21 protein-coding genes are annotated in these 18513 nt (G+C 73.9%); 8 read left to right on the forward strand and 13 right to left on the reverse strand.

All coding sequences use genetic code 11. The features are described 5' to 3' along the window. Nucleotides 1–136: 136 nt before the first annotated feature. A complete protein-coding gene (locus AB0G14_RS21205) occupies nt 137–2197 on the reverse strand; it encodes a glycogen debranching N-terminal domain-containing protein (protein WP_357699859.1) in 2061 nt (686 codons plus the stop codon). Further along, nucleotides 2197–2574 carry an SCP2 sterol-binding domain-containing protein gene (locus tag AB0G14_RS21210; protein WP_357699861.1) on the reverse strand — a complete coding sequence of 126 codons (378 nt, stop codon included), beginning with the start codon at nt 2572–2574 and terminating at the stop codon, nt 2197–2199. Before AB0G14_RS21210 ends, AB0G14_RS21205 begins: the two co-directional genes overlap by 1 nt. 162 nt (nt 2575–2736) lie before the next feature. Here AB0G14_RS21210 and AB0G14_RS21215 point away from each other — a divergent pair, with 162 nt between their 5' ends. After that, nucleotides 2737–3843 (forward strand): crosslink repair DNA glycosylase YcaQ family protein, encoded by a 1107-nt coding sequence (locus AB0G14_RS21215; protein ID WP_357699863.1) that lies wholly within the window; start codon nt 2737–2739, stop codon nt 3841–3843. Nucleotides 3844–3997: 154 nt separating this feature from the next. On the opposite strand, the gene AB0G14_RS21220 is transcribed toward AB0G14_RS21215, so the two are convergent. From AB0G14_RS21220 to AB0G14_RS21240, 5 genes are all read right to left on the reverse strand, one after another. Then, complete coding sequence (locus AB0G14_RS21220; protein ID WP_357699865.1) at nt 3998–4414, reverse strand: CBS domain-containing protein; 417 nt, start codon at nt 4412–4414, stop codon at nt 3998–4000. Nucleotides 4415–4580: 166 nt separating this feature from the next. Further along, nucleotides 4581–5021: a PPOX class F420-dependent oxidoreductase gene (locus AB0G14_RS21225; RefSeq protein ID WP_357699867.1), complete on the reverse strand. Its 441-nt coding sequence runs from the start codon at nt 5019–5021 to the stop codon at nt 4581–4583. Nucleotides 5022–5134: 113 nt separating this feature from the next. Further along, nucleotides 5135–6160 (reverse strand): aspartate-semialdehyde dehydrogenase, encoded by a 1026-nt coding sequence (locus AB0G14_RS21230; protein ID WP_357699869.1) that lies wholly within the window; start codon nt 6158–6160, stop codon nt 5135–5137. A 275-nt stretch (nt 6161–6435) separates the two neighbouring features. After that, nucleotides 6436–7782 (reverse strand): pitrilysin family protein, encoded by a 1347-nt coding sequence (locus tag AB0G14_RS21235; RefSeq protein WP_357699871.1) that lies wholly within the window; start codon nt 7780–7782, stop codon nt 6436–6438. Beyond that, nucleotides 7782–9074, reverse strand: a complete 1293-nt coding sequence (locus AB0G14_RS21240) for a pitrilysin family protein (protein ID WP_357456028.1) — start codon at nt 9072–9074, stop codon at nt 7782–7784. Before AB0G14_RS21240 ends, AB0G14_RS21235 begins: the two co-directional genes overlap by 1 nt. Before the next feature lie 89 nt (nt 9075–9163). On the opposite strand from AB0G14_RS21240, the gene AB0G14_RS21245 reads away from it, so the two are divergent. Further along, nucleotides 9164–9904, forward strand: coding sequence for a phosphodiesterase (locus tag AB0G14_RS21245; protein ID WP_357699873.1), 741 nt, complete (start codon nt 9164–9166; stop codon nt 9902–9904). Here the strand turns inward: AB0G14_RS21245 and AB0G14_RS21250 are convergent. Continuing rightward, nucleotides 9871–10086 carry a hypothetical protein gene (locus tag AB0G14_RS21250; protein WP_357456034.1) on the reverse strand — a complete coding sequence of 72 codons (216 nt, stop codon included), beginning with the start codon at nt 10084–10086 and terminating at the stop codon, nt 9871–9873. The genes AB0G14_RS21245 and AB0G14_RS21250 overlap by 34 nt on opposite strands. Nucleotides 10087–10487: 401 nt before the next feature. Between AB0G14_RS21250 and AB0G14_RS21255 the strand changes: the two genes are divergently transcribed. The 3 genes from AB0G14_RS21255 (at nt 10488) to AB0G14_RS21265 (ending at nt 12561) form a co-directional block, all read left to right on the forward strand. Continuing rightward, nucleotides 10488–11585, forward strand: a complete 1098-nt coding sequence (locus AB0G14_RS21255; RefSeq protein ID WP_357699876.1) for a 3-deoxy-7-phosphoheptulonate synthase — start codon at nt 10488–10490, stop codon at nt 11583–11585. A gap of 428 nt (nt 11586–12013) precedes the next feature. Continuing rightward, nucleotides 12014–12262, forward strand: a complete 249-nt coding sequence (locus tag AB0G14_RS21260) for a hypothetical protein (RefSeq protein ID WP_357456040.1) — start codon at nt 12014–12016, stop codon at nt 12260–12262. An 89-nt stretch (nt 12263–12351) separates the two neighbouring features. Next, a complete protein-coding gene (locus AB0G14_RS21265; protein ID WP_357699878.1) occupies nt 12352–12561 on the forward strand; it encodes a hypothetical protein in 210 nt (69 codons plus the stop codon). A gap of 97 nt (nt 12562–12658) precedes the next feature. Here AB0G14_RS21265 and AB0G14_RS21270 read toward each other — a convergent pair whose 3' ends face one another. Genes AB0G14_RS21270 through AB0G14_RS21280 form a run of 3 tightly spaced genes read right to left on the reverse strand, consistent with a single transcriptional unit; the run spans nt 12659 to nt 13876 of the window. After that, the gene (locus AB0G14_RS21270; protein ID WP_357699880.1) at nt 12659–13195 is read right to left on the reverse strand and encodes a DUF1360 domain-containing protein; all 537 of its coding nucleotides are present in this window, start codon (nt 13193–13195) and stop codon (nt 12659–12661) included. A 37-nt stretch (nt 13196–13232) separates the two neighbouring features. Beyond that, entirely contained in the window at nt 13233–13553 is a 321-nt protein-coding gene (locus AB0G14_RS21275; protein ID WP_357699882.1) for a hypothetical protein, read from the reverse strand. Further along, nucleotides 13553–13876 (reverse strand): DUF6158 family protein, encoded by a 324-nt coding sequence (locus AB0G14_RS21280; protein ID WP_357699884.1) that lies wholly within the window; start codon nt 13874–13876, stop codon nt 13553–13555. The genes AB0G14_RS21275 and AB0G14_RS21280 overlap by 1 nt, the downstream gene beginning before the upstream one ends. Before the next feature lie 121 nt (nt 13877–13997). On the opposite strand from AB0G14_RS21280, the gene AB0G14_RS21285 reads away from it, so the two are divergent. Then, on the forward strand, nt 13998–14414 hold the full coding sequence (locus AB0G14_RS21285) for a hypothetical protein (protein ID WP_357699886.1): 417 nt from the start codon (nt 13998–14000) through the stop codon (nt 14412–14414). A 26-nt stretch (nt 14415–14440) separates the two neighbouring features. Beyond that, nucleotides 14441–14770, forward strand: coding sequence for a DUF3817 domain-containing protein (locus AB0G14_RS21290; RefSeq protein ID WP_357456058.1), 330 nt, complete (start codon nt 14441–14443; stop codon nt 14768–14770). A gap of 6 nt (nt 14771–14776) precedes the next feature. Here AB0G14_RS21290 and AB0G14_RS21295 read toward each other — a convergent pair whose 3' ends face one another. Further along, nucleotides 14777–15304: a DUF6232 family protein gene (locus AB0G14_RS21295; protein ID WP_357699888.1), complete on the reverse strand. Its 528-nt coding sequence runs from the start codon at nt 15302–15304 to the stop codon at nt 14777–14779. A 502-nt stretch (nt 15305–15806) separates the two neighbouring features. Here AB0G14_RS21295 and AB0G14_RS21300 point away from each other — a divergent pair. Next, nucleotides 15807–16781, forward strand: a complete 975-nt coding sequence (locus AB0G14_RS21300; RefSeq protein ID WP_357699890.1) for an NlpC/P60 family protein — start codon at nt 15807–15809, stop codon at nt 16779–16781. An 83-nt stretch (nt 16782–16864) separates the two neighbouring features. On the opposite strand, the gene AB0G14_RS21305 is transcribed toward AB0G14_RS21300, so the two are convergent. After that, entirely contained in the window at nt 16865–17854 is a 990-nt protein-coding gene (locus AB0G14_RS21305; RefSeq protein ID WP_357699892.1) for a sigma-70 family RNA polymerase sigma factor, read from the reverse strand. Nucleotides 17855–18513 lie beyond the last annotated feature (659 nt).

Here is an 18513-nt window from a genome sequence, read left to right on the forward strand (position 1 = left end):
GGTCCCCCGCTCTGCGTGGCTCCCGCTCCGCCCGCCGGCGCCCCCCCCGCCCGGGCGGGCGGGGGGGGCGGGGGCCCCGGGGGGGCGCGGGGGGGGGGGGGGGGGGGGGGCCGGCCCCGCCCGGCTGGGACCGTCGTCACTCGGTGAGCCGGTGCATGTCGAGGCGGCCCCGGGCGAACGCGTCCACCCGGCCCCACCGGCCCGGGATGTCCAGCACCTCGATGCGGCCCATCCCGATCGGCAGCCGGGGGTCCACCGCGAGGTGCCCCTCGTGCGGCTCCAGGCCGAGCATCGTCCGCAGCAGCAGCAGCGGCGTGCCGGTCGACCAGGCCTGCGGGCTGCACGCCGTCGGGTACTCCACCGGGAACTTGGTCAGCTCCCGGGGATAGCCGCCGAACGCCTCCGGCAACCGGCCCTGGAAGTAGGTGCTCGCGTCGAGGATGCCGCTGGCGATGACCGCCGCCTCCTCGGCGAAGCCGTACCGACGCAGGCCCCAGGCGATGAACGAGTTGTCGAACGGCCAGATCGTGCCGTTGTGGTAGCCGACCGGGTTGTAGCGCACCTCCCCCTCGGCCAGCGTCCGCACCCCCCAGCCGGTGAAGAGCCGGGGCCCGACCAGATGGTGGGCGATCTTCTCGGCCCGCTCGTGGTCGACGATCCCGCTCCACAACAAGTGGCCGATGTTGGAACTCAGCACGTCGCACTGGCGGCCGTCCGGGTCGAGCGCCAGCGCGTAGTACTCGCCGTCCTCCACCCACCAGTCCCGGTTGAACCGTTCCTTCAGCGCCGCCGCCTCCCGCTCCAGCCGGTCGGCGAACTCCGGGTCACCCCAGAACTCCCGGGCCAGCCGGGCGGCCCGCAGCTTCCCGTCGTACGCGTACCCCTGCACCTCACAGGTGGCCCGGGGGAACGGCGGCAGCGTGCCGTCCCGGTAGGAGATGGAGTCCCAGGAGTCCTTCCAGCACTGGTTCTCCAGGCCGGTGTCGGTGTTGCGCCGTTCGTACCAGATGTAGCCGGTGCCGACCAGGTCGGCGTAGTCGTCGATCCACTTCAGCGCGGCGCGGCACTCCCGCTCCAACTCCATGACCAGCTCGACGTCGCCGGTCCACTTCTCGTACTCGTCGAGCAGCACCAGGAACAGCGGGGTGGCGTCCACCGACCCGTAGTACGGCGAGTGCGGCTGTTCCTCGAAGGCGGCAGTCTCGCCGTACCGCATCTCGTGCAGGATCCGGCCCGGGTCCTCGTCCCGGAAGTCGTCGAACCGGGTGCCCTGGAGGGAGGCCAGGATCCGCAGCGTGGTCTTCGACAGGTCCGGCGTGAACGGCAGCGTCTGCAGACAGGTCAGGATGCTGTCCCGGCCGAACATGGTCATGAACCAGGGCAGGCCGGCGGCCGGCAGTGACGCCCCGCCGAGCGACAGCGGCGAGAAGCGCAGCGCGGCCAGGTCGATCAGGCTGCGTCGGTAGGTCGCGGCGACCTGGTCGTGCTGGCTGTTCACCTTGGGCGCCTTGGCGATCCACTCCTCCAGGTCGTGCTGGAGGGCGAGCCGCTCGTCGCCGTGCGCCCCCAGCCCCATCCGCAGGTCCCGGCCCCCCTGAGCGCCGGCGAAGGTGCCGACCTCGATCTGGGCCTCCCAACTCTGGTTGGGTTCGAGGTGGATCGTGTAGGCGAAGCCGTTGCGGTCGTACCGGGCCGGCGGGGACGCGGAGATGGTCGTCTCCCGCCTGAAGTTGCCCCGCCGGTAGCCCAGGCGCAGCCGGTCGGTCTCGACCTCCGTGAAGATCTCGCCCTTCTTGTTCAGAATCTCGTCCTTGACCTGGAACAGGTCGGCGAAGTCGGACGCCGCGTCCATCCTGATCTCCAGGTCGACCGGCTTCTCGTCGTGGTTGAGGATGGTGAGCTGCTCCTGGAAGCTGCCCCCCACCGTCCGCTCCCGGATGATCGACAGCTTGGCGTCGATGTAGTGCGTCGCCATCCCCGGCACCAGGAAGAACCGCGCCTCGTAGTACTGGAGGTCGTCGTACGACAGCGGCGTGAGCCGCTCCCCGTTCACCGTCAGCACCCACGTGGACAGGAACCGGGTGTCCAGGGAGAAGAATCCGGTCGGCTCGCTCGGCGTGGCCTCGATGTCCCCGGTGTCCTCCGACACGACGAAGGTGCTGCCGTCCAGGATCCGGATCGTGTTGTTCCGCGCCATCACCGCACCTCCCGCTGACCCTGGAAACGCCGGCGGGGGCCGCGGGCGTCCGGGTGGCCGGGGAAGAGCCGCTCCAACTGCACCAGCAGCCGGAGTTGCCCCGACACCGTCAGGTCGCCCCGCAGCAGCGCCGCGATCCCGTCCTCCCGCCCGGTGGTGAGGTCCTCGAAGAGCGCCGGGGTGGTGCCGACCACCGTGTCGGCGTCCTGGTCCTCCTGGCTCACCCGGACCCGGCCCCGGTCTATCCGCACCAGCCAGTGCGTCGTCTGCGCCCCCTCGTGCAGGTCCAGGCGCAGGGTCCCGGAGGACTTGTCCAGCAGGGGCTCGTACTCCCGCCGGTCGAGGTCCTCGAAGAACCTCGTCGTCGCGTCCACCATCGGGTCCTCTCCTCCCCGTCGGTCATGTCCCGAACGGGGTCCCCGTCCCGTGCCGGGTCAACCTCGCCCGGATCGGGTGAGGCGGGCCAGCCCGGCGACGGCGGCGAGGTCGTCCCCGGGCAGTAGCGTGCGGGCAGGGCGAGTCGGGAGCGGAGGTCGGCAATGGGGGGCAGCGGTCCGGAGGTCGGTCGGGAGCGGGTTCTCGCCTACCGGGCGACGGCGCAGGAGTTGGGCCGCCCGGCGCGGCGGCCGGCCGACCTGGCCGTGACGGAGTTGGGCGTGCAGGACACGCCGCACGGCTCCGCCCGGCTGGCGCTCGCGGCCCGGGGCGTCACCGAGGTCGAGGACGACCGGCTGGAGCTGGTCTGGTCGATGCGGGGTGCGCCACACCTGCACCGCCGCGCCGGGCTGCCCGCGCTGGCCGCCGCGATCTGGCCGCTGAGCGACGCCGACGCCGCCCGCCGGATCGCCGGTCAGATCCGCGACGGCGCCAAGCTGGGACTGGCCGCGTTCGAGGCCGCGGCGCGCGCGTTCGCCGAGGTGGTGACGGCGCCGACGGCCCGCGGCGAGGCGAGCCGCGCGGTGAGCGACCGGGTGCCGGCCGAGCTGACGTACGACTGCGGCCCGTGCGGCGCCCGGCACGTCTCCGGGTCGCTCTTCCAGCAGGCCGGCCTGGCCGGGGGCGTACGCCTGGAGGTGTCGGGGCGGGCGACGACGCTCGCGCCGCTGCCGGGCTGGCCCGGGCCTCCCGAGCGGGCGACGGGCACCACCGCCCTGGTGCTCACCTGCCTGCGACTGCTCGGGCCGGCGACGCCGGCCGACATCGCGGGCTTCCTCGGCACCAGCGCCACCGCGCTGCGCCCCGTGTGGCCGGAGGGGCTCGCCGAGGTGCGGGTGGACGGCCGGCGGGCCTGGCTGCCGCCGGAGCAGCTCGACGCGCTGCGCGGCGCCCGGCCCCTGCCGGGGGTCCGGCTGCTGCCGCCCGGCGACCCGTTCCTCCAGGCCCGCGACCGGGCCGTGCTGGTGCCCGACAAGGCCCGCCAGTCGCAACTCTGGCGGATGATCGGCAACCCCGGGGCGCTGCTCGTGGACGGCGACGTCTCCGGCACCTGGCGCGCGAAGCAGGCCGGCCGGGGCGTGCTGGAGGTGGCCGTGACGCCGTGGGGCGCGCTGTCGGCCCGGGCGCGCCGGGAGGTCGACACCGAGGCCGCCGCCGTCGCCGCCGCGCGCGGTGCCGCCGACGTCCGGGTCACGGTCGAGGGGGCCTGACCACCCGGCGGGGCCGGCACCAGCCGGCCCCCGAACGGGACCTTCCAGGACCGGCGGGTCCCCGGCGGACGGCGCACGGTGCGGGTGCGCCCGCCGCCGCGCGGACCGCGACGCCGGCCCCCGGGACGGGAGCCGGCGCGCCCGCGGCGGACAGTCAGTTGTTCGGTTCGTCGGCGCTGATGTCGGCGAGCACCGACTGCGGTTCCCGCTCCACGGCGAGGTCACCCATCGAGACCAGGCCGACCAGCCGCCCGTCGTCGATGACCGGCAACCGGCGCACGGCGTAGGTCCGCATCAGGTCGGCGGCGGCCACCGCGTCGTCGTACTGGCTCACCGTGATCACGTCCTTGGAGGTGATCCGGTTGAGCGGGGTCGTGTTCGGGTCCATGTTCTCCGCCACGCCCCGGACCGTGATGTCCCGGTCCGTCACGATGCCGATGACATCGTCGCCGTCGGTCACCACCACGTCGCCGATGGCGCTGTCGCGCATCTCCTGCGCCGCGGCGGTCAGCGTGTCGTTGCCGTCCATCGTCACCAACCGGGTCGTCATGAACTCTCCGACCGTTGTCATGGTGCTCCCCTCTCGGTGTCGGCACAGGCCGTCTACCCGCCGGCCGAGCGGGGTAACGCGAACACGATCCGAGGAGGCCCCCGGTGCCCGGCCCGGCCGCCGCGCCGGACGGCCGACGACGAACGGGAGGTCCGCGATATCGTCCCGGCCCGCCGCCCGGGCGGGCTCAGCCGTGCGGCGGGGCGCCGTAGAGGCGTTCGACGTGCAGCCGGAGCACGAGGCGGCGCTCGGCGACCATCGCCCGCCGGTAGTCGGCCCAGTCCGGGTGCTCGCCCTGCACCGTCCGGTAGAGGTCGACCAGCTCCGCCACGGTCGTGTCGTCCGGGTCGGCGGCCACCGGCGTCAGCTCGGCGCGCGCCTCCGCCACCGCGTACGCCCAGCCGTCGTCGCTGCTGACGTGGAAGCTGGCCCGGGAATCCCGGCGCAGGTTGGCCGTCTTCGCCCGGCCGTCGGTCACCGAGACCCGGATGACCGCCGACGCGGGGTCGAAGGCGTAGATGACGGTGGACAGTTGCGGCCGGCCGTCCCGCTTGAGGGTGGCCAGCACCCCGAGCCGATGACCGGCGATCAGGTCCGTCAACACCCGCCGGGTCTCGTCGTCCGCCACGGCATCCTCCCGCTCGACCGGTCCCGATGCCCCCATCGAACCACGACGTACGCCCCGGGGGCGCCCACACGACGGGCCCGCCGAGGTCGGCGGGCCCGTCGCACGCGCGTCGGTCAGCGACGCTCGGCGGCGACCAGCTCGGCGATCTGCACCGCGTTGAGCGCGGCGCCCTTGCGCAGGTTGTCGTTGGAACAGAACAGGGCGAGGCCGTGCTCGACGGTCTCGTCGGCGCGGATCCGGCCGACGTAGGTCGGGTCCTGACCGGCGGCCTGCAGCGGCGTCGGCACGTCGCTCAGCGCCACGCCGGGCGCGCCGTCGAGCAGCTCGCGGGCCCGCTGCGGGGTGACCGGGCGGGCGAACCGGGCGTTGATCTGGAGCGAGTGGCCGGTGAAGACGGGCACCCGGACGCAGGTGCCGGAGACCTTCAGCCCGGGGATCTCCAGGATCTTGCGGCTCTCGTTGCGCAGCTTCTGCTCCTCGTCGGTCTCGAAGGAGCCGTCGTCGACGATCGAGCCGGCGAGCGGGAGCACGTTGAACGCGATCGGCCGCGCGAACGAGCGGGGGGCGGGGAACTCCACCGCCGCGCCGTCGAAGGCGAGCCCGGTGGCGTGCTCGGCGACCTTGCGGACCTGCTCGTCCAGCTCGGCCACGCCGGCCAGGCCGGCGCCGGAGACCGCCTGGTAGGTCGAGACGACCAGGCCGACCAGCTCCGCCTCGGCGTGCAGCGGGCGCAGCACCGGCATCGCCGCCATCGTGGTGCAGTTGGGGTTGGCGATGATCCCCTTGGGGCGTACGGCGGCGGCGTGCGGGTTGACCTCGGCGACGACCAGCGGCACCTCCGGGTCCGTCCGGAACGCCGAGGAGTTGTCGATGACGACGGCACCGGCCGCGGCGACCCGGGGCGCCAACTCCTTGGCGGTGCCCTTGCCGGCCGAGAAGAGCACGATGTCGAGCCCGGAGTAGTCGGCGGTGGCCGCGTCCTCCACCGTCACCTCGCCGCCCCGGAAGGGCAGGGTGCGCCCGGCCGACCGCGCCGAGGCGAACAACCGCACCTGCTCCGCCGGGAACTCCCGCTCCGCCAGCACCTGCCGCATCACGCCACCGACCTGGCCGGTGGCCCCCACAATGCCGATCCTCATGCCCGCGAGGCTACCCAGCCCGGGCCCGCGGCCGGGAACGCTTTCCCACCGCGCGGACGGACGTCACGCCGGGCCGGGCGGCAGCCAAGGCGCGCCCGGGACGGCCTCCCGCCCGGAACGTCACCGCCCGATCGCACCCGCGGCGAGAAGATCCGGGGTCCCGACCGCGCCCCGCCGGAGCATTGCCGCCGGCCGGCCGGCCCGTGTCGGAGCACCCGCCCCGCCCCGACCGCGACCGACATCACATCGCGGGCCACCCGGGCCGGGGGCAGCGGTCAGGGGGCGGCGTCGACGACCTCGCCCAGGCCGGTGGCGACCAGCTCGTCGCGGATCACCGCGGCGTCGCCCTCCACCACCAGGGTGAGCGCCTCCGGGCGCAGGTGGGTGGCGGCCGCCGCGGAGACCTGCGTCACGTCGGCGGCGAGCAGCGACTCCCGCAGCCGGGCGTGGTAGTCGTCCGGCAGGTCGTGCACGACCAGGGTGGTCAGCGCGGAGGCGATCGCCCGGGGGCTCTGCAGCTCGACCGAGAGCTGCCCGGCCCGCCAGAAGCGCGCCACCGCCAGCTCCTCCTCGGTCACCCCGGTCTCCTGCGTACGGGTGATCTCGCCGACCGCCTCGACCAGCGCCGGCGCGGTGACGGCCGTCTGCACGCCGGAGCTGACCGCGAACCGGCCGAACCGCCGGGACGAGGCGAAGTCGCCCCGGATGCCGTACGTGTAGCCGTGCACCTCGCGGATCAGGTGGTTGAGCCGGGAGGTGAACGCCCCGCCGAGCACCGTGCCGGCGAGGGCCATCGGCACGTGGTCGGGGTGGGCGCGGTGCGGCGACGGGTGGCCCAGCCGCAGTGTGGACTGCACCGAGCCGGGGCGGTCCACCAGGATGATCCGCCGGCCGGGGCGGGTCGGCACCTCGATCGGGCCGCCCCGGTCGACCGGACCGCCGCCGGTGCCGGCGAACGCCGCCGCGCCCAGCGCGTCCAGGTCGAGCCGGTCCAGGTCGCCGGCGACGACCAGGGTGCCGGGGCGGATGAACCACTCGGAGTGGAAGACGGTGACGTCCTCGACGTCCAGCCCGGCGACCGAGTCCGGGTCGCCGTACATGGGGCGGCCCCAGCGGTTCTGGGCGCCGAACAGGTCCGCGCGCAGCGCCGCGTCGGCGCGGGGGCCGGGGTTGGCCCAGTCCATCCGCAGCGCGGTCGCCTCGTCGTCGCGGACGCGCCGGACGTCCTCCGGATCCAGCTTCGGGGTGCGGACCGCCTCGGCGAGCAGCTCCACGGCGGCGCTCAGCCGCTCCACCGGCACCTGCACGCTGACCTGGAAGGAGTCCCAGTCCAGCCCGGTCACCAGCTCGGTGCCGAGCGCCTCGATCGCCAGGGCGTACGCGGTCGCGTCGCGCTGCGCGGTCCCCTCCTCCAGGGCCTTGGCGAGCACCCCGCCGAGCCCTTCCTTGCCGGTCGGCTCGCGCCCGGCGCCCGCGTCGAGCAGCAGCAGCGCCACGGCCAGGTTCTGCCCGGGCAGGTGCGCGGCGACGACCTGGCCGCCGGCCACCGTGCGGCGGACCACCTGCGGGAACCGGTAGGGGCGGGCGACGCCCGGCCCGGGTCGGTCGGTGATCAGCGTCATCAGGGCTTCTCCTCGGGCAGGTAGGTCAGGGTCACCCGGTCGTCGGCGGCGAGCACCTCGGCGGCGGCCTCGGCGATCTGCTCGGCGGTCACCGCGAGCCAGGCCGGCAGCCGCTCCGCGGCCTTCGCCGGGTCGCCGAACTGGGTGGTGTAGCGCCCGAGCGTGTCCGCCCGGCCCTCCACCGTGGACATCTGCCGCCACCACATGGTGCTGAGGAGGGACTTGGCCCGGTCCAGCTCGGCGGCGGTGACCGGCACGGTGGCCAGCTCGTCGACCACCTCGGCCAGCCCGGCGGCCAGCCGCTCGCCGCTCACCCCGGGGCGGGCCGTGGCGGTGGCGATCATCGGCGCGGGGGCGTGCGCCAGGTCCACCCCGTACGCGCCGACGAGGTCCGGCTGGGCGATCCGCTCCCCGTCGGCGAGGCGCTGGTAGAGCCGGCTGCCGCGACCGCTGCCCAGCACCGTGGCGAGCACGGTCACCACGTCGTAGCCGGGGCTGCCGAAGGGGTGGGTGCGGTGTGCGACGTAGACGCGGGGCGCCGGGACGTCGCCGGTGACCGTCTCCACGGCGGGCCGCCCGGTGGCCGGGACCGTCCGGCCGTCGGGCGCGGACGGGATGTCCTCGCGGGGCGGGATCGCGCCGAAGTACTTGTCTGCCAGCGCGAAGACCTCGGCGGCCGGGGCGTCGCCCGCCACGGTCAGCACGGCGTTGTTGGGCGCGTAGTACGTCCGGTGGAACGCCTGGAAGGTGGCCAGGTCGGCGGCGTTCAGGTCGGCCATCGACCCGATCGTGGCGTGGTGGTACGGGTGCCCGGGCGGGTAGAGCAGCGGCAGCAGCCGCAGCCAGGCGTCGCCGTACGGGACGTTCTCGTAGCGCTGGCGCCGCTCGTTCTTCACCACGTCACGCTGGTTGTCCAGCGTCTCCTGGGTCAGCGCCGGGACCAGGCCGCCCATCCGGTCCGCCTCCAGCCAGAGCGCCAGTTCGAGGTGCTCGGCCGGGACGGTCTCGAAGTAGTTGGTGCGGTCCGGGTTGGTGGTGGCGTTGAGGGAGCCGCCCGAGCCCTGCACCAGCTTCATGTGCTCGGTCTTCGCCACGTTGACCGAACCCTCGAACATCAGGTGCTCGAAGAGGTGGGCGAAGCCCGTCTGCCCCGTGGGCTCGTGGCGGGAGCCGACGTCGTACCAGAGGTTCACGGCGACCGCGGGGGCGGTGCGGTCCTCGCTCACCACCACGCGCAGGCCGTTGTCCAGTCGGGTCGTCTCGATGGGCCAGGGGTAACCGCTGTCGGGCATGGCACGACGCTATCCGATCGGGCGGGCCGGAAGGGGACACGCCGCTCGGGGCGAGGCATCGACCGTCGGCGGCCGGGTACCGGGGGAGGATGCCGCCTGCCGCCACCGTGACCGACCGCGCCGCCGTCGCGGTCGACCGCACGACCGCCGCCCTGACCCGGCTCCGCCGGGGCCGCCTGCTGCACCCGGCGGGCCGTTCCTTCGCCGGCGAGGTGACCGTCTGGGGTACGCCGGGACCGCCGACCGGGGTGCCGCTGCTGGACGACCCGGGGCGCTTCCGGGCGACCGTCCGTCTCTCCAAGGGGGTGCCCACGCCGGGCCGGTGGCCGGACGTGCTGGGGCTGGCCGTGCGGCTGCACCGGGACGCCGGGCAGCCGTTCGACCTGCTGGTCAGCTCCAGCGCGGCAGCGCCGGTGCTGCGGCACCTGCCGCTGCCGCGGCGGCGCTTCGTTGGGACGTACAGCACGATCATGTCGTTCCGGGCGGGCCGGCGCCGGCTCCTCCTGGCCGCGCTGGCCGACCCGGAGTCGCCCGATCTGGGTCGCAGCCTGGCCGAGGTGGCCGCCGCGGCCCGGACGGACGCGCCGCGCCTGGTGCTGGCGGTCGCGTCCGCGGTCGGGCCGTGGCGGCCGTTCGGGCAGGTCACCCTCGGCGAGCAGCTCGGCGCCGGGGAGGACGCCGCGCTGGCCTTCGACCCGGTCGGCAACCTGCCGCCGGGGCTGCGGGCGGCAGGCCCCGTCGCCTGGCTCCGGGAGCACACCTACCCGGCCTCGCAGCGGACGCGCGGCGCCGTGCCTCAGTCCGGGGGCTCGACGGGGGTCACCGTCTGATCGGAGGTACGCCGCTCCAGCACGGTGTCCGGCGCGGCGTTGCGGTCCTCCTCCCGGATGTCCGACTCCTCGAGGATGACCTCGGCCTGTGCCTGCGGGTCCTCGCTGCCGACGGCCGCCTCCTCGGGCAGCAGGTGCGCGCGGGACTCGACCCGCTCCTGGTCACTCTGCTCGTCACTCATGCCCGCCCACATACCCCGCCGGGTGGACGGGCACGCCCACATGATCGCGCCCGAACTTCTTCGCCCCGGTGGCGCGCAGGACGGTACGACGCTCCATCGAAACCTCCGGATGAACAGCGGTCGGTGTCGATGAAGCTATCGCTGGCGGCATCGATGGAGGTGAACGCGAGGCGCGTGTTTCCCGACGACCGGGTGGACCTTCCCGGGCCGTCGGGTACGCTGGGCGGCGTGACGCGTTCGTATCGATGGTTTAGGCAGCCGGCTCGCACGCCGGTGACTTCACCATGATCTGACGTCACCGCCATCGAGCCGGCCGGGCAGGAGCTTTCGTTCCTGCCCTTTTGCGTACGAGCAGCCGGCTCGTACCCGGGCACCGGCCCCGGGACGCGGTCGGCGGAAGGATGCCCACCGTGACGACCCCGGAGACCGATCGGGTCAGCGATCAGCGGATCGACCGTGTCGTGCCGCTGACCACCCCGGCCCTGCTGCACCACGAGCTGCCCCTGGACGACACGCTCGCCTCGGCCGTGCTGGCCGGTCGGCGCGCCGTCGGCCGGGTGCTGGACCGCGCCGACGACCGCCTGCTGGTGGTGGTCGGCCCGTGCTCGGTGCACGACCCGGCCGCCGCGCTCGACTACGCCCACCGGCTGCGCGTCGCCGCCGACCGGGTCTCCGACGACCTGCTGGTGGTGATGCGGGTCTACTTCGAGAAGCCGCGCTCGACGGTCGGCTGGAAGGGCCTGATCAACGACCCGGGGCTGGACGGCTCCGGTGACGTCAACACCGGCCTGCGTACGGCCCGGGCGCTCCTGCTCGACGTGCTGCGCCTCGGCCTGCCGGTGGGCTGCGAGTTCCTCGACCCGATCACCCCGCAGTACATCGCGGACACGGTGGCGTGGGGCGCGATCGGCGCGCGGACGGTGGAGAGCCAGGTGCACCGGCAGCTCGCCTCCGGCCTGTCGATGCCGATCGGCATGAAGAACCGCCCCGACGGCAGCATCGGCACGGCCGTGGACGCGATCCGCGCCGCCGGCGTACCGCACGTCTTCCCCGGCATCGACGTCTCCGGCACCCCGGCGATCCTGCACACCCGGGGCAACGCCGACGGACACCTCGTGCTGCGCGGCGGGGGCGGCCGGCCCAACTACGACGCCGAGTCGGTCGCCGGCGCGCTGGAGCTGCTGCGGGCGGCCGGGCTGCCCGAGCGACTGGTCGTCGACGCGAGCCACGCCAACAGCGGCAAGGACCACCGCAACCAGCCCAGGGTGGCGGCCGACGTGGCCGCCCAGCTCGCCGCCGGGCAGCGCGGCATCGTCGGGATCATGCTGGAAAGCTTCCTGCTCCCCGGCCGCCAGGACCTCGACCCGACCCGCGAGCTGACCTACGGCCAGTCGGTCACCGACGCCTGCATCGGCTGGGAGACCACGGAGGAGGTCCTGACCCACCTGGCCACCGCCGTCCGCACCCGCCGCCGCACCCCCGCCCCCACTCCCGCCTGACCCACCCACCCGACGTCGATCATGAGGTCGGCGGCACCTCGCCGCCGATCCCGTGGTCGACGCCGGGGAGAGACAGAAAGACAGCGCCGCCCCCGGGCCTTGTGGGCTCGGGGGCGGCGCTGGCGTCGGTGTGCAGGTCGCCTCTCGGCGAGTGGCGCGACGCGGCTCCAGCCGGACGGAACTCCGCGAGGGCTATATGGGTGAGGCCCGGGGACACTGGACACACCGACACCTCACTCAACCGGCCCCCCGCCTCCGGTGTTCCGGCCCCGACCATGACCGCCGTCACATCTCCCGCGTCCCACGCCGGGGACTCGTCCGGGACCGAGGCGCCACCGGTTGCCCTGCCGTGCTCGGCAGGTCCGGCGCGCGGGGGCCGGCCGGCGTGGTGACGTTTGACCGATTCGGTCGCGGGTAGCTGAGCCGACGTGACCGACGACGCACCCGTGACCGAAGCGCCCGTGACCGAGGCGGCCGAGGAGCCCGACATCCGGCGACTCGACGACCTGCTCGAGGACCTCTACCGCGGCCAGGAACGGATCAGCCAGGCGGACATCTACCGCCGCGCCGTCTCCGCGGAGCTTCCCGCGCAGCTCCTCACCCGGATCGCCGCGCTGCCCGAGGGCGAGTACGCGGTCGACGAGGCGGCCGACCTGCTCGGCGGATCGGTCACCTGACGACCCCGGGCAGCCCGTACGGCTCGTGGCGTCACGGCGGGCGGGCAGCCTCCCGGCACGGGCGGCCGACGAGGAGTGAGGAGAGCGAGATGTCCCACCACGAGGAGCAGCACAAGAAGCTGCCGGCGCTCGGTCAACCCCCCGAGGGCACGGACACCCTGCCGGAACCCGACTTCGCCAGCGAGCACGACAAGACCGCCGTCGACCGTGAGGTCATCACCGGCGCGGACAAGGACGAGCGGGAGCCGGAGGCTTCTCGGGGCTGGGCCGGCGAGGACCACGGCACGACCCCGACGTGACCGGGACACCATCAGACCCGACCGGTGGGGCGGGACATCGCGAAGGGGGCCGGTACACCGCCGGCCCCCTTCGGGACGTCTCCGCCTCCTCGCGTGCTCAGTCGTCGTCGTGCCCGGGGCCCTCGGCGGCCCGCTGCGCCATCGCGTACGCCATCTGGAGGAAGTCCGAGGCGGCCACGGCGGTCAGCGCGGTCGCGACCAGCCGGGTCAGCCGGGGCGAGAGCACGAGCCCGCCGGTGAGCCCGGTGGCGACCCAGACGGCGAGACAGAACGGGCAGCTCAGCAGCTCCCCTATCGCGTGACGGGTGCCGCTGCCCTGGTCGCGGACCTGCTCCATCACCTCGCCGCTGCCGATCGGCCGGTCGTAGCGGGTGAACGGCGCCCGCAGGGGGCTGGTGACCGCGTCCTTGGCCAGCAGCCGGCTGAGCTTGTGCGTCGCGATGCCGAGCAGCACCACGTCGGCCGTGGCGGGACGCTCGGGCACGTGCTGGCCGGTCGCCTTGACCAGCCCCGTGAGCGCCCCGGTCACCGCGGCGTAGGCACCCATCGACACCAGATAGCCGCCGAGCGGCCGGTGCTCGTGCGGCGCGTACGCCCGGCGTAACCGCGCCACCTTCTCCTTCACGTCGGTCACCCCGGTCTCCTCGGTCCTCGGGTCGGCCGGCCCCGGCTCAGCCGGCCTGCAGGTTGTCGGCGACCTCGCGGGCGAGGCTGTCCAGCGCCTCCTCGGCCATCCGGTCGGCGTCCGGCCCGCCGGTCAGGTCGAGCCGCGTCCGGGCTCCGCCCGCCAGGGCCGGGTCCACCCGGATCTCGGCGCACCAGTCCCCAGCGGCGCTCCACCGGGCCCGCAGCTCCTCCACGCTGACCTCCTCCGCCGGGCTGCCGTCGCCGCGCAGCGGGTCGGGCAGCCAGGCCGACGCCCGGTCGGGGTCGGTAGCGGTGTTGAACACCACCTCCGGGGGCGCGGACATCCCGCGCTCGGCGTGCGCCATCACGCGTCCCGCAGGCGGCTGGGGTCCACCTCCCGCCCGGGGTGCCGGGCGAGGTACTCGGTCTCCAGTTCGGCCGTGCGCCGCAGGTGGTTGGCGAGCGCGGAGTCGGCCGCGTGCCGCAAGGTGTCCAGCCGGGTGCGGTGCAGGCTGTGCATCTCGCGGATCAGGTCCTCGTCTCCCAGCTCGGCCGGGTCGACGCCGAGCAGCTCGCCGTCGACGTCCGCCTCGCCGGAGGCCATGTCGTGGACGTGGTCGCCGTCCCACGCGGGCATCCGCTGCTCCGGGCTCCCGAACTCGTCCTGCCGTATCGATCCGGTCATCATCGCCCCCCTGGTCGTTTTGGGCTGGCGTCTAAACGGATGCCCACACCGGGTGCCACCAAACCATTCCCCGCACTACGACACCGCGTCGGAGACCGCGGGCCGCCCCGGTACTCTCGATGCCATGAAGCGGCTCTGGACCCCGGCGTGGATCGCACGCCACGTGGCCATGGTCGTGCTGGTCGGCGGGTTCCTGGGGCTGGGCTGGTGGCAGGTCAGCCGGGCCGCCGCCGGCAACGCGATCAGCTGGGGCTACGCGGTCGAGTGGCCGATCTTCGCCGGCTTCGTGGTGTTCGTGTGGTGGCGTGAGGTCCGGCACACGCTGCGCAGCCGGCAGGCCCCGGCGGACGAGCCGTCGGCCGCCGCCGGGTCGCGGCCGGCCGACGCCCCGGCGCGTCCGGTCGTACGCCGCCCCGTGCGGGTCGCCCGCGTGCCCGCGGCGGCCGTCGACGGCGAGGACGCGGACCTCACCGCCTACAACCAGTACCTGAAATGGTTGACCGACAACCCGGGCGCCAAGCCCGGTGACTACCCCGGCTGAGGCCGGGCGCGGAAGGACGGACGAAGGTGGGCGCAGCCCTGACCCGGTACCGCGTGATCGCCTGGATCGTCGGCGTGGCGCTGATCCTGCTGGTCGTCATCGGCATGCCGATGAAGTACGGCTTCGACAACCCGATCCTGGTGGAGACCGTGGGCCAGGCCCACGGCTTCCTCTACATGCTCTACCTGGTGGCCGCCTTCGACCTGTCCCGCCGGGCCGGCTGGCCGCTGAAGCGGATGGTCCTGGTCATGTTGGCCGGCACGGTGCCGTTCGTCTCGTTCTACGCCGAGCGCCGGGTCAGCAACTGGGTGACCGCCGACCGGGCCGAGCGCACCCCGGAGCCGGTGGCCGGCTGAGCCGCGCTACCGGCGGGGCCGCCACGGGTCCACGGAGGCGAGCGGATCCTCCCAGCCGCCGTACCGGTTCATCTCCCGGGCCCGGCGCAGGGCCCGGGTGACCTGGCCGAACTGCCGCTCGTTGTCGCTGCTGAACAGCAGCACCCGCGCGCCGCGCCGCCGGCCCCACAGCTCGTACGCCGGCGGTCGCCACCGGTCCCCCACCACCGCGACCAGCACCGGCAGCAGGAAGACGGCGCCCAGGATGAGATACGCCCCGGCGGTGAGCCGTTGCAGCCCGCCGGTGAAGCCGAGCAGGAGCCCGACGCCGCCGAGCATCGCGCCCGTGACCACCACGGCGCGGACGGCGACGCGGTCGTGCGGCCCGCGGCTGGTCTCCAGGTGGGTCAGTTCCGTCACCCGCCAGCTGTTGCGTCCGACGGTGAACCGGTCGACCGTCACGATGATCCCGGGTCGGGCGTAGAGCAGGGTGTTCCGGCCGCCGGTCGCCCCCGGTGACCGCGTCTGTCGTGTCGTGGCGCCTTGAGGATTCACTGCGCTACCTCCCGCGGCTGCGTGCCGGGGTCGGCTCCCGCCGACGGAGCGCATCAATGCCGGTCGACGGGATTCCCGGCTCCGCGGTTCATTGTGTGGCGCACGTGCCAGCCGATACGGCGCTTTTCACCCACCCCCGGCGGGCGGCCGGCGGCGAGGCCGTCGGGTAGCAACCTCCATATCCGTCTTGTCGGTCATAGCGCCCCAGGCTCCGCCGGCATACGCCCAGAACGACGAAAGCCGCGTACCACCCGATCGACGACAATCAGCGCCACCATCCGGCGGCAGCGCACGATCGCCGGCAGGTACGCCCACCGGCGCGACCGACACACCCCGCCACTTTGCCAACATTCGCCCCGGCTTCAACTGCGGGCGACTCCTGCCCCGGGTTACGTTGTCCGGGCCGGCCGGTCGACCGCCGTCCACCAGGACTGCACCGGCCCGGTGTCGCCGAAGGCCTCAGCAGCCCGCGGCGGCGTGCTGGGAGAGGAGCCTTCCGCTCTTGTCGTCCCTCAGGAACACGCTGCGCGCCCTGGTGGTCGCCGCGGTGACGGCCACGTTGGTCGCGCCCGCGGTGCCGGCCCGGGCCGAACCCTCCCCCGCCGAGCTGACCCGGCGGATCGAGAAGTCCTCCACCGAGCTGGAGCACGTCGTCGAGGCGTACAACAAGCTGCGCGAGGAGATGAAGGCGAACCAGGCCGCCGTGACCCGGGTGCAGGACCGGATCGGGCCGCTGGAGCAGCAGGCCGAGCGGAGCCGGGCGGACGTCGGCGAGCTGGCGGTGACCGCGTACAAGACCGGCAGCCACCTGTCCACCACCGAGGCGCTGCTGCGTCCCGACGGCTCCGACACCCTGCTGGACCGGCTGCACATGATCGACCGGCTCACCCGGCAGCGGCAGGAGACCATCGCCACCTTCACCAACGACCAGCGCCGCCTGCTCGCCGAGAAGACCCGGCTGGACGTCACGCTCGGTCGGCAGGCCGCCCAGGCCCGCGAGCTGACCGCCGCAAAGAAGCGGATCGAGCGCGACCTGGCCCAGCTCTACGAGCTGCGCCGCCAGGCGTACGGCCGGGCCACCGAGAAGCCGGCCGCCCGGCCCGACAGCGCGGACGACGCGCCCGCGGTCTCCGGCCGGGCCGGCGTCGCCGTCCGGTACGCCTACGGCGCGCTCGGCAAGCCGTACGTCTGGGGCGCCGACGGACCGAACGGCTACGACTGCTCGGGCCTGACCTCGGCGGCCTGGCGGGCGGCCGGGAAGTCGCTGCCGCACAACGCCCGCATGCAGTGGGGCGCGGTCGCCCACATCAGCAAGGGCGAGCTGCGCCCCGGTGACCTGGTCTTCTACCGCGGGCTCGGGCACGTCGCGTTCTACGTGGGCGGCGGCCAGGTGATCGACGCGCCGAGCGCGGGGCGCAACGTGCTCAAGCGGGGCATGAACCTGATGCCCATCCAGGGCTACGGCCGGGTGCGCTGACCGCACCGCACCCGTACCCGCAGACGGCGAACGGCCGGCGTCCCCCTATCGGACGCCGGCCGTTCGCCGTCATTCCTACCAGCTCAGGCTGCCTGCAGCCCCTCCGCGCGGGCCAGCTCGCGGAGCCGGCCGAGCGCCTGGATCTCCAGCTGCCGGATCCGCTCCCGGGAGAGCGAGAACCGCGAGGCCACCTCGGTGAGGGAGTGCTCACGGCCGTCCTCCAGCCCGTAGCGGGCCCGCATGATGCCGGCCGACCGGTCGTCGAGGTGGTTGAGCAGGCCCTCGATCCGCTGCCGCTCCAGGCCGGTGAGGACGATCTCCTCCGGCGACGGGGCGTCGCTGTCGGCCACCAGGTCGCCGAGGTTGGTGTCGCCGTCGTCGCCGACCGGGGTGTCCAGCGACACCGTGTCCTGCGACCAGCGGACCAGCTCGTTGACCCGCTCGACGGTGACCCCGAGGGCCGCCGCGATCTGCTCCGGCTCCGGGTCGCTGCCCAGCTCGCGGGTGAGCTGCCGGGCCACGTTGCGCATCCGGTTGACGTCCTCGACCAGGTGCACCGGCAGGCGCACCGTGCGCTCCTGCTGGGCGATCGCCCGGCTGATGGCCTGACGGATCCACCAGGTCGCGTAGGTGGAGAACTTGTAGCCGCGCTCGTAGTCGAACTTCTCGACCGCCCGCACCAGGCCGGTGTTGCCCTCCTGGATCAGGTCCAGCATGGGCATGCCCGAGCGGACGTAGCGGCGGGCGATCGACACGACCAGCCGTAGGTTGGCCCGGATGAACAGGTCCTTGGCCCGTTCACCCTCGGCGACCAGCCGCTCCAGGTCTTCCCGGTCGGCACCGGCGGGGACGCGGTCCTCGCCGAGCAGGTGCTCGGCGTAGAGGCCGGCCTCGATGGCCTTGGAGAGGTCGACCTCCTTGGCGGCGTCCAGCAGTGGCGTCCGGGAGATCTCGTGAAGGTAGACGCCGACCAGGTCGCGCTCCTCGGCAACCTCGTCGGTTCGCATGCCGATGTTCTTGTCCACGTTGCCCACGGTCCCCTCGCTCGCGCCGGTTGCCCGGTTCCTTGCCATCCCCACGTCCATCAGCCCTCCCCCGTAACTTCCGCTGTGCCCACCGGTGCTGACACCTACACAACAGATGAGACGCGTCGGGGATTCCATGTCGTGAGTCGAAAGTGTCACGAATGCCTGATAATCCGCTGAGAGCACGATCCACGTTTGCTGTCAGCACCCCGTGTGGCGACGCTCCGATGGGCACCACGCGGGGTCGGCGGGTCGACGCGTCGCCGTTTCCCCGGTCCATGGCAACATCGCCCACCCCGGTGGCACAGCGACCCGGCTCACCGCAGCGCTGCGATCCTGGTCACTGCCAGATACGCGCCCGTGGGCCGGTCGGTTCATCCACGCCCGTGGTAATACCCCACCCCCCGATGAACAATCCGCGCCCCAGATCTATGCCCGGCACGTGACGCAGCTCGCAGGAAGGGGCGAACGGGAGGCGGGTGCGGCGTTGCCGGGGGTGGGTCCGGCAGCGCCACGCCGGCCGGCGCAAGCGGCCACACGGCCACGCGAGGCGCTGTGACGTGGCGACGCGAGGCGCTGTGACGTGGCGGCGGGCGAGGTGCGGGGTGACTCGGGCAACGCGCTTGGTACGGGCGGCCGGGTGAGGTCAGGGTGACGCGGGGACGGGATGAAGGCGTGGGTGGGCGGAGGGTGACGGCGGGCGCCGC

Origin of the sequence: Micromonospora sp. NPDC023814 (genome assembly GCF_040639595.1) — a bacterium.
Taxonomy (GTDB): domain Bacteria; phylum Actinomycetota; class Actinomycetes; order Mycobacteriales; family Micromonosporaceae; genus Micromonospora.

What these genes read in the sequence shown, in the direction of transcription:
- AB0G14_RS21205 (WP_357699859.1), bottom strand. Translation starts at nt 2,197, where the DNA reads ATGGCGCGGAACAACACGATCCGGATCCTGGACGGCAGCACCTTCGTC.
- AB0G14_RS21210 (WP_357699861.1), bottom strand. Translation starts at nt 2,574, where the DNA reads ATGGTGGACGCGACGACGAGGTTCTTCGAGGACCTCGACCGGCGGGAG.
- AB0G14_RS21215 (WP_357699863.1), top strand. Translation starts at nt 2,737, where the DNA reads ATGGGGGGCAGCGGTCCGGAGGTCGGTCGGGAGCGGGTTCTCGCCTAC.
- AB0G14_RS21220 (WP_357699865.1), bottom strand. Translation starts at nt 4,414, where the DNA reads ATGACAACGGTCGGAGAGTTCATGACGACCCGGTTGGTGACGATGGAC.
- AB0G14_RS21230 (WP_357699869.1), bottom strand. Translation starts at nt 6,160, where the DNA reads ATGAGGATCGGCATTGTGGGGGCCACCGGCCAGGTCGGTGGCGTGATG.
- AB0G14_RS21235 (WP_357699871.1), bottom strand. Translation starts at nt 7,782, where the DNA reads ATGACGCTGATCACCGACCGACCCGGGCCGGGCGTCGCCCGCCCCTAC.
- AB0G14_RS21240 (WP_357456028.1), bottom strand. Translation starts at nt 9,074, where the DNA reads ATGCCCGACAGCGGTTACCCCTGGCCCATCGAGACGACCCGACTGGAC.
- AB0G14_RS21245 (WP_357699873.1), top strand. Translation starts at nt 9,164, where the DNA reads ATGCCGCCTGCCGCCACCGTGACCGACCGCGCCGCCGTCGCGGTCGAC.
- AB0G14_RS21250 (WP_357456034.1), bottom strand. Translation starts at nt 10,086, where the DNA reads ATGAGTGACGAGCAGAGTGACCAGGAGCGGGTCGAGTCCCGCGCGCAC.
- AB0G14_RS21255 (WP_357699876.1), top strand. Translation starts at nt 10,488, where the DNA reads ATGCCCACCGTGACGACCCCGGAGACCGATCGGGTCAGCGATCAGCGG.
- AB0G14_RS21265 (WP_357699878.1), top strand. Translation starts at nt 12,352, where the DNA reads ATGTCCCACCACGAGGAGCAGCACAAGAAGCTGCCGGCGCTCGGTCAA.
- AB0G14_RS21275 (WP_357699882.1), bottom strand. Translation starts at nt 13,553, where the DNA reads ATGGCGCACGCCGAGCGCGGGATGTCCGCGCCCCCGGAGGTGGTGTTC.
- AB0G14_RS21280 (WP_357699884.1), bottom strand. Translation starts at nt 13,876, where the DNA reads ATGATGACCGGATCGATACGGCAGGACGAGTTCGGGAGCCCGGAGCAG.
- AB0G14_RS21285 (WP_357699886.1), top strand. Translation starts at nt 13,998, where the DNA reads ATGAAGCGGCTCTGGACCCCGGCGTGGATCGCACGCCACGTGGCCATG.
- AB0G14_RS21305 (WP_357699892.1), bottom strand. Translation starts at nt 17,854, where the DNA reads ATGGCAAGGAACCGGGCAACCGGCGCGAGCGAGGGGACCGTGGGCAAC.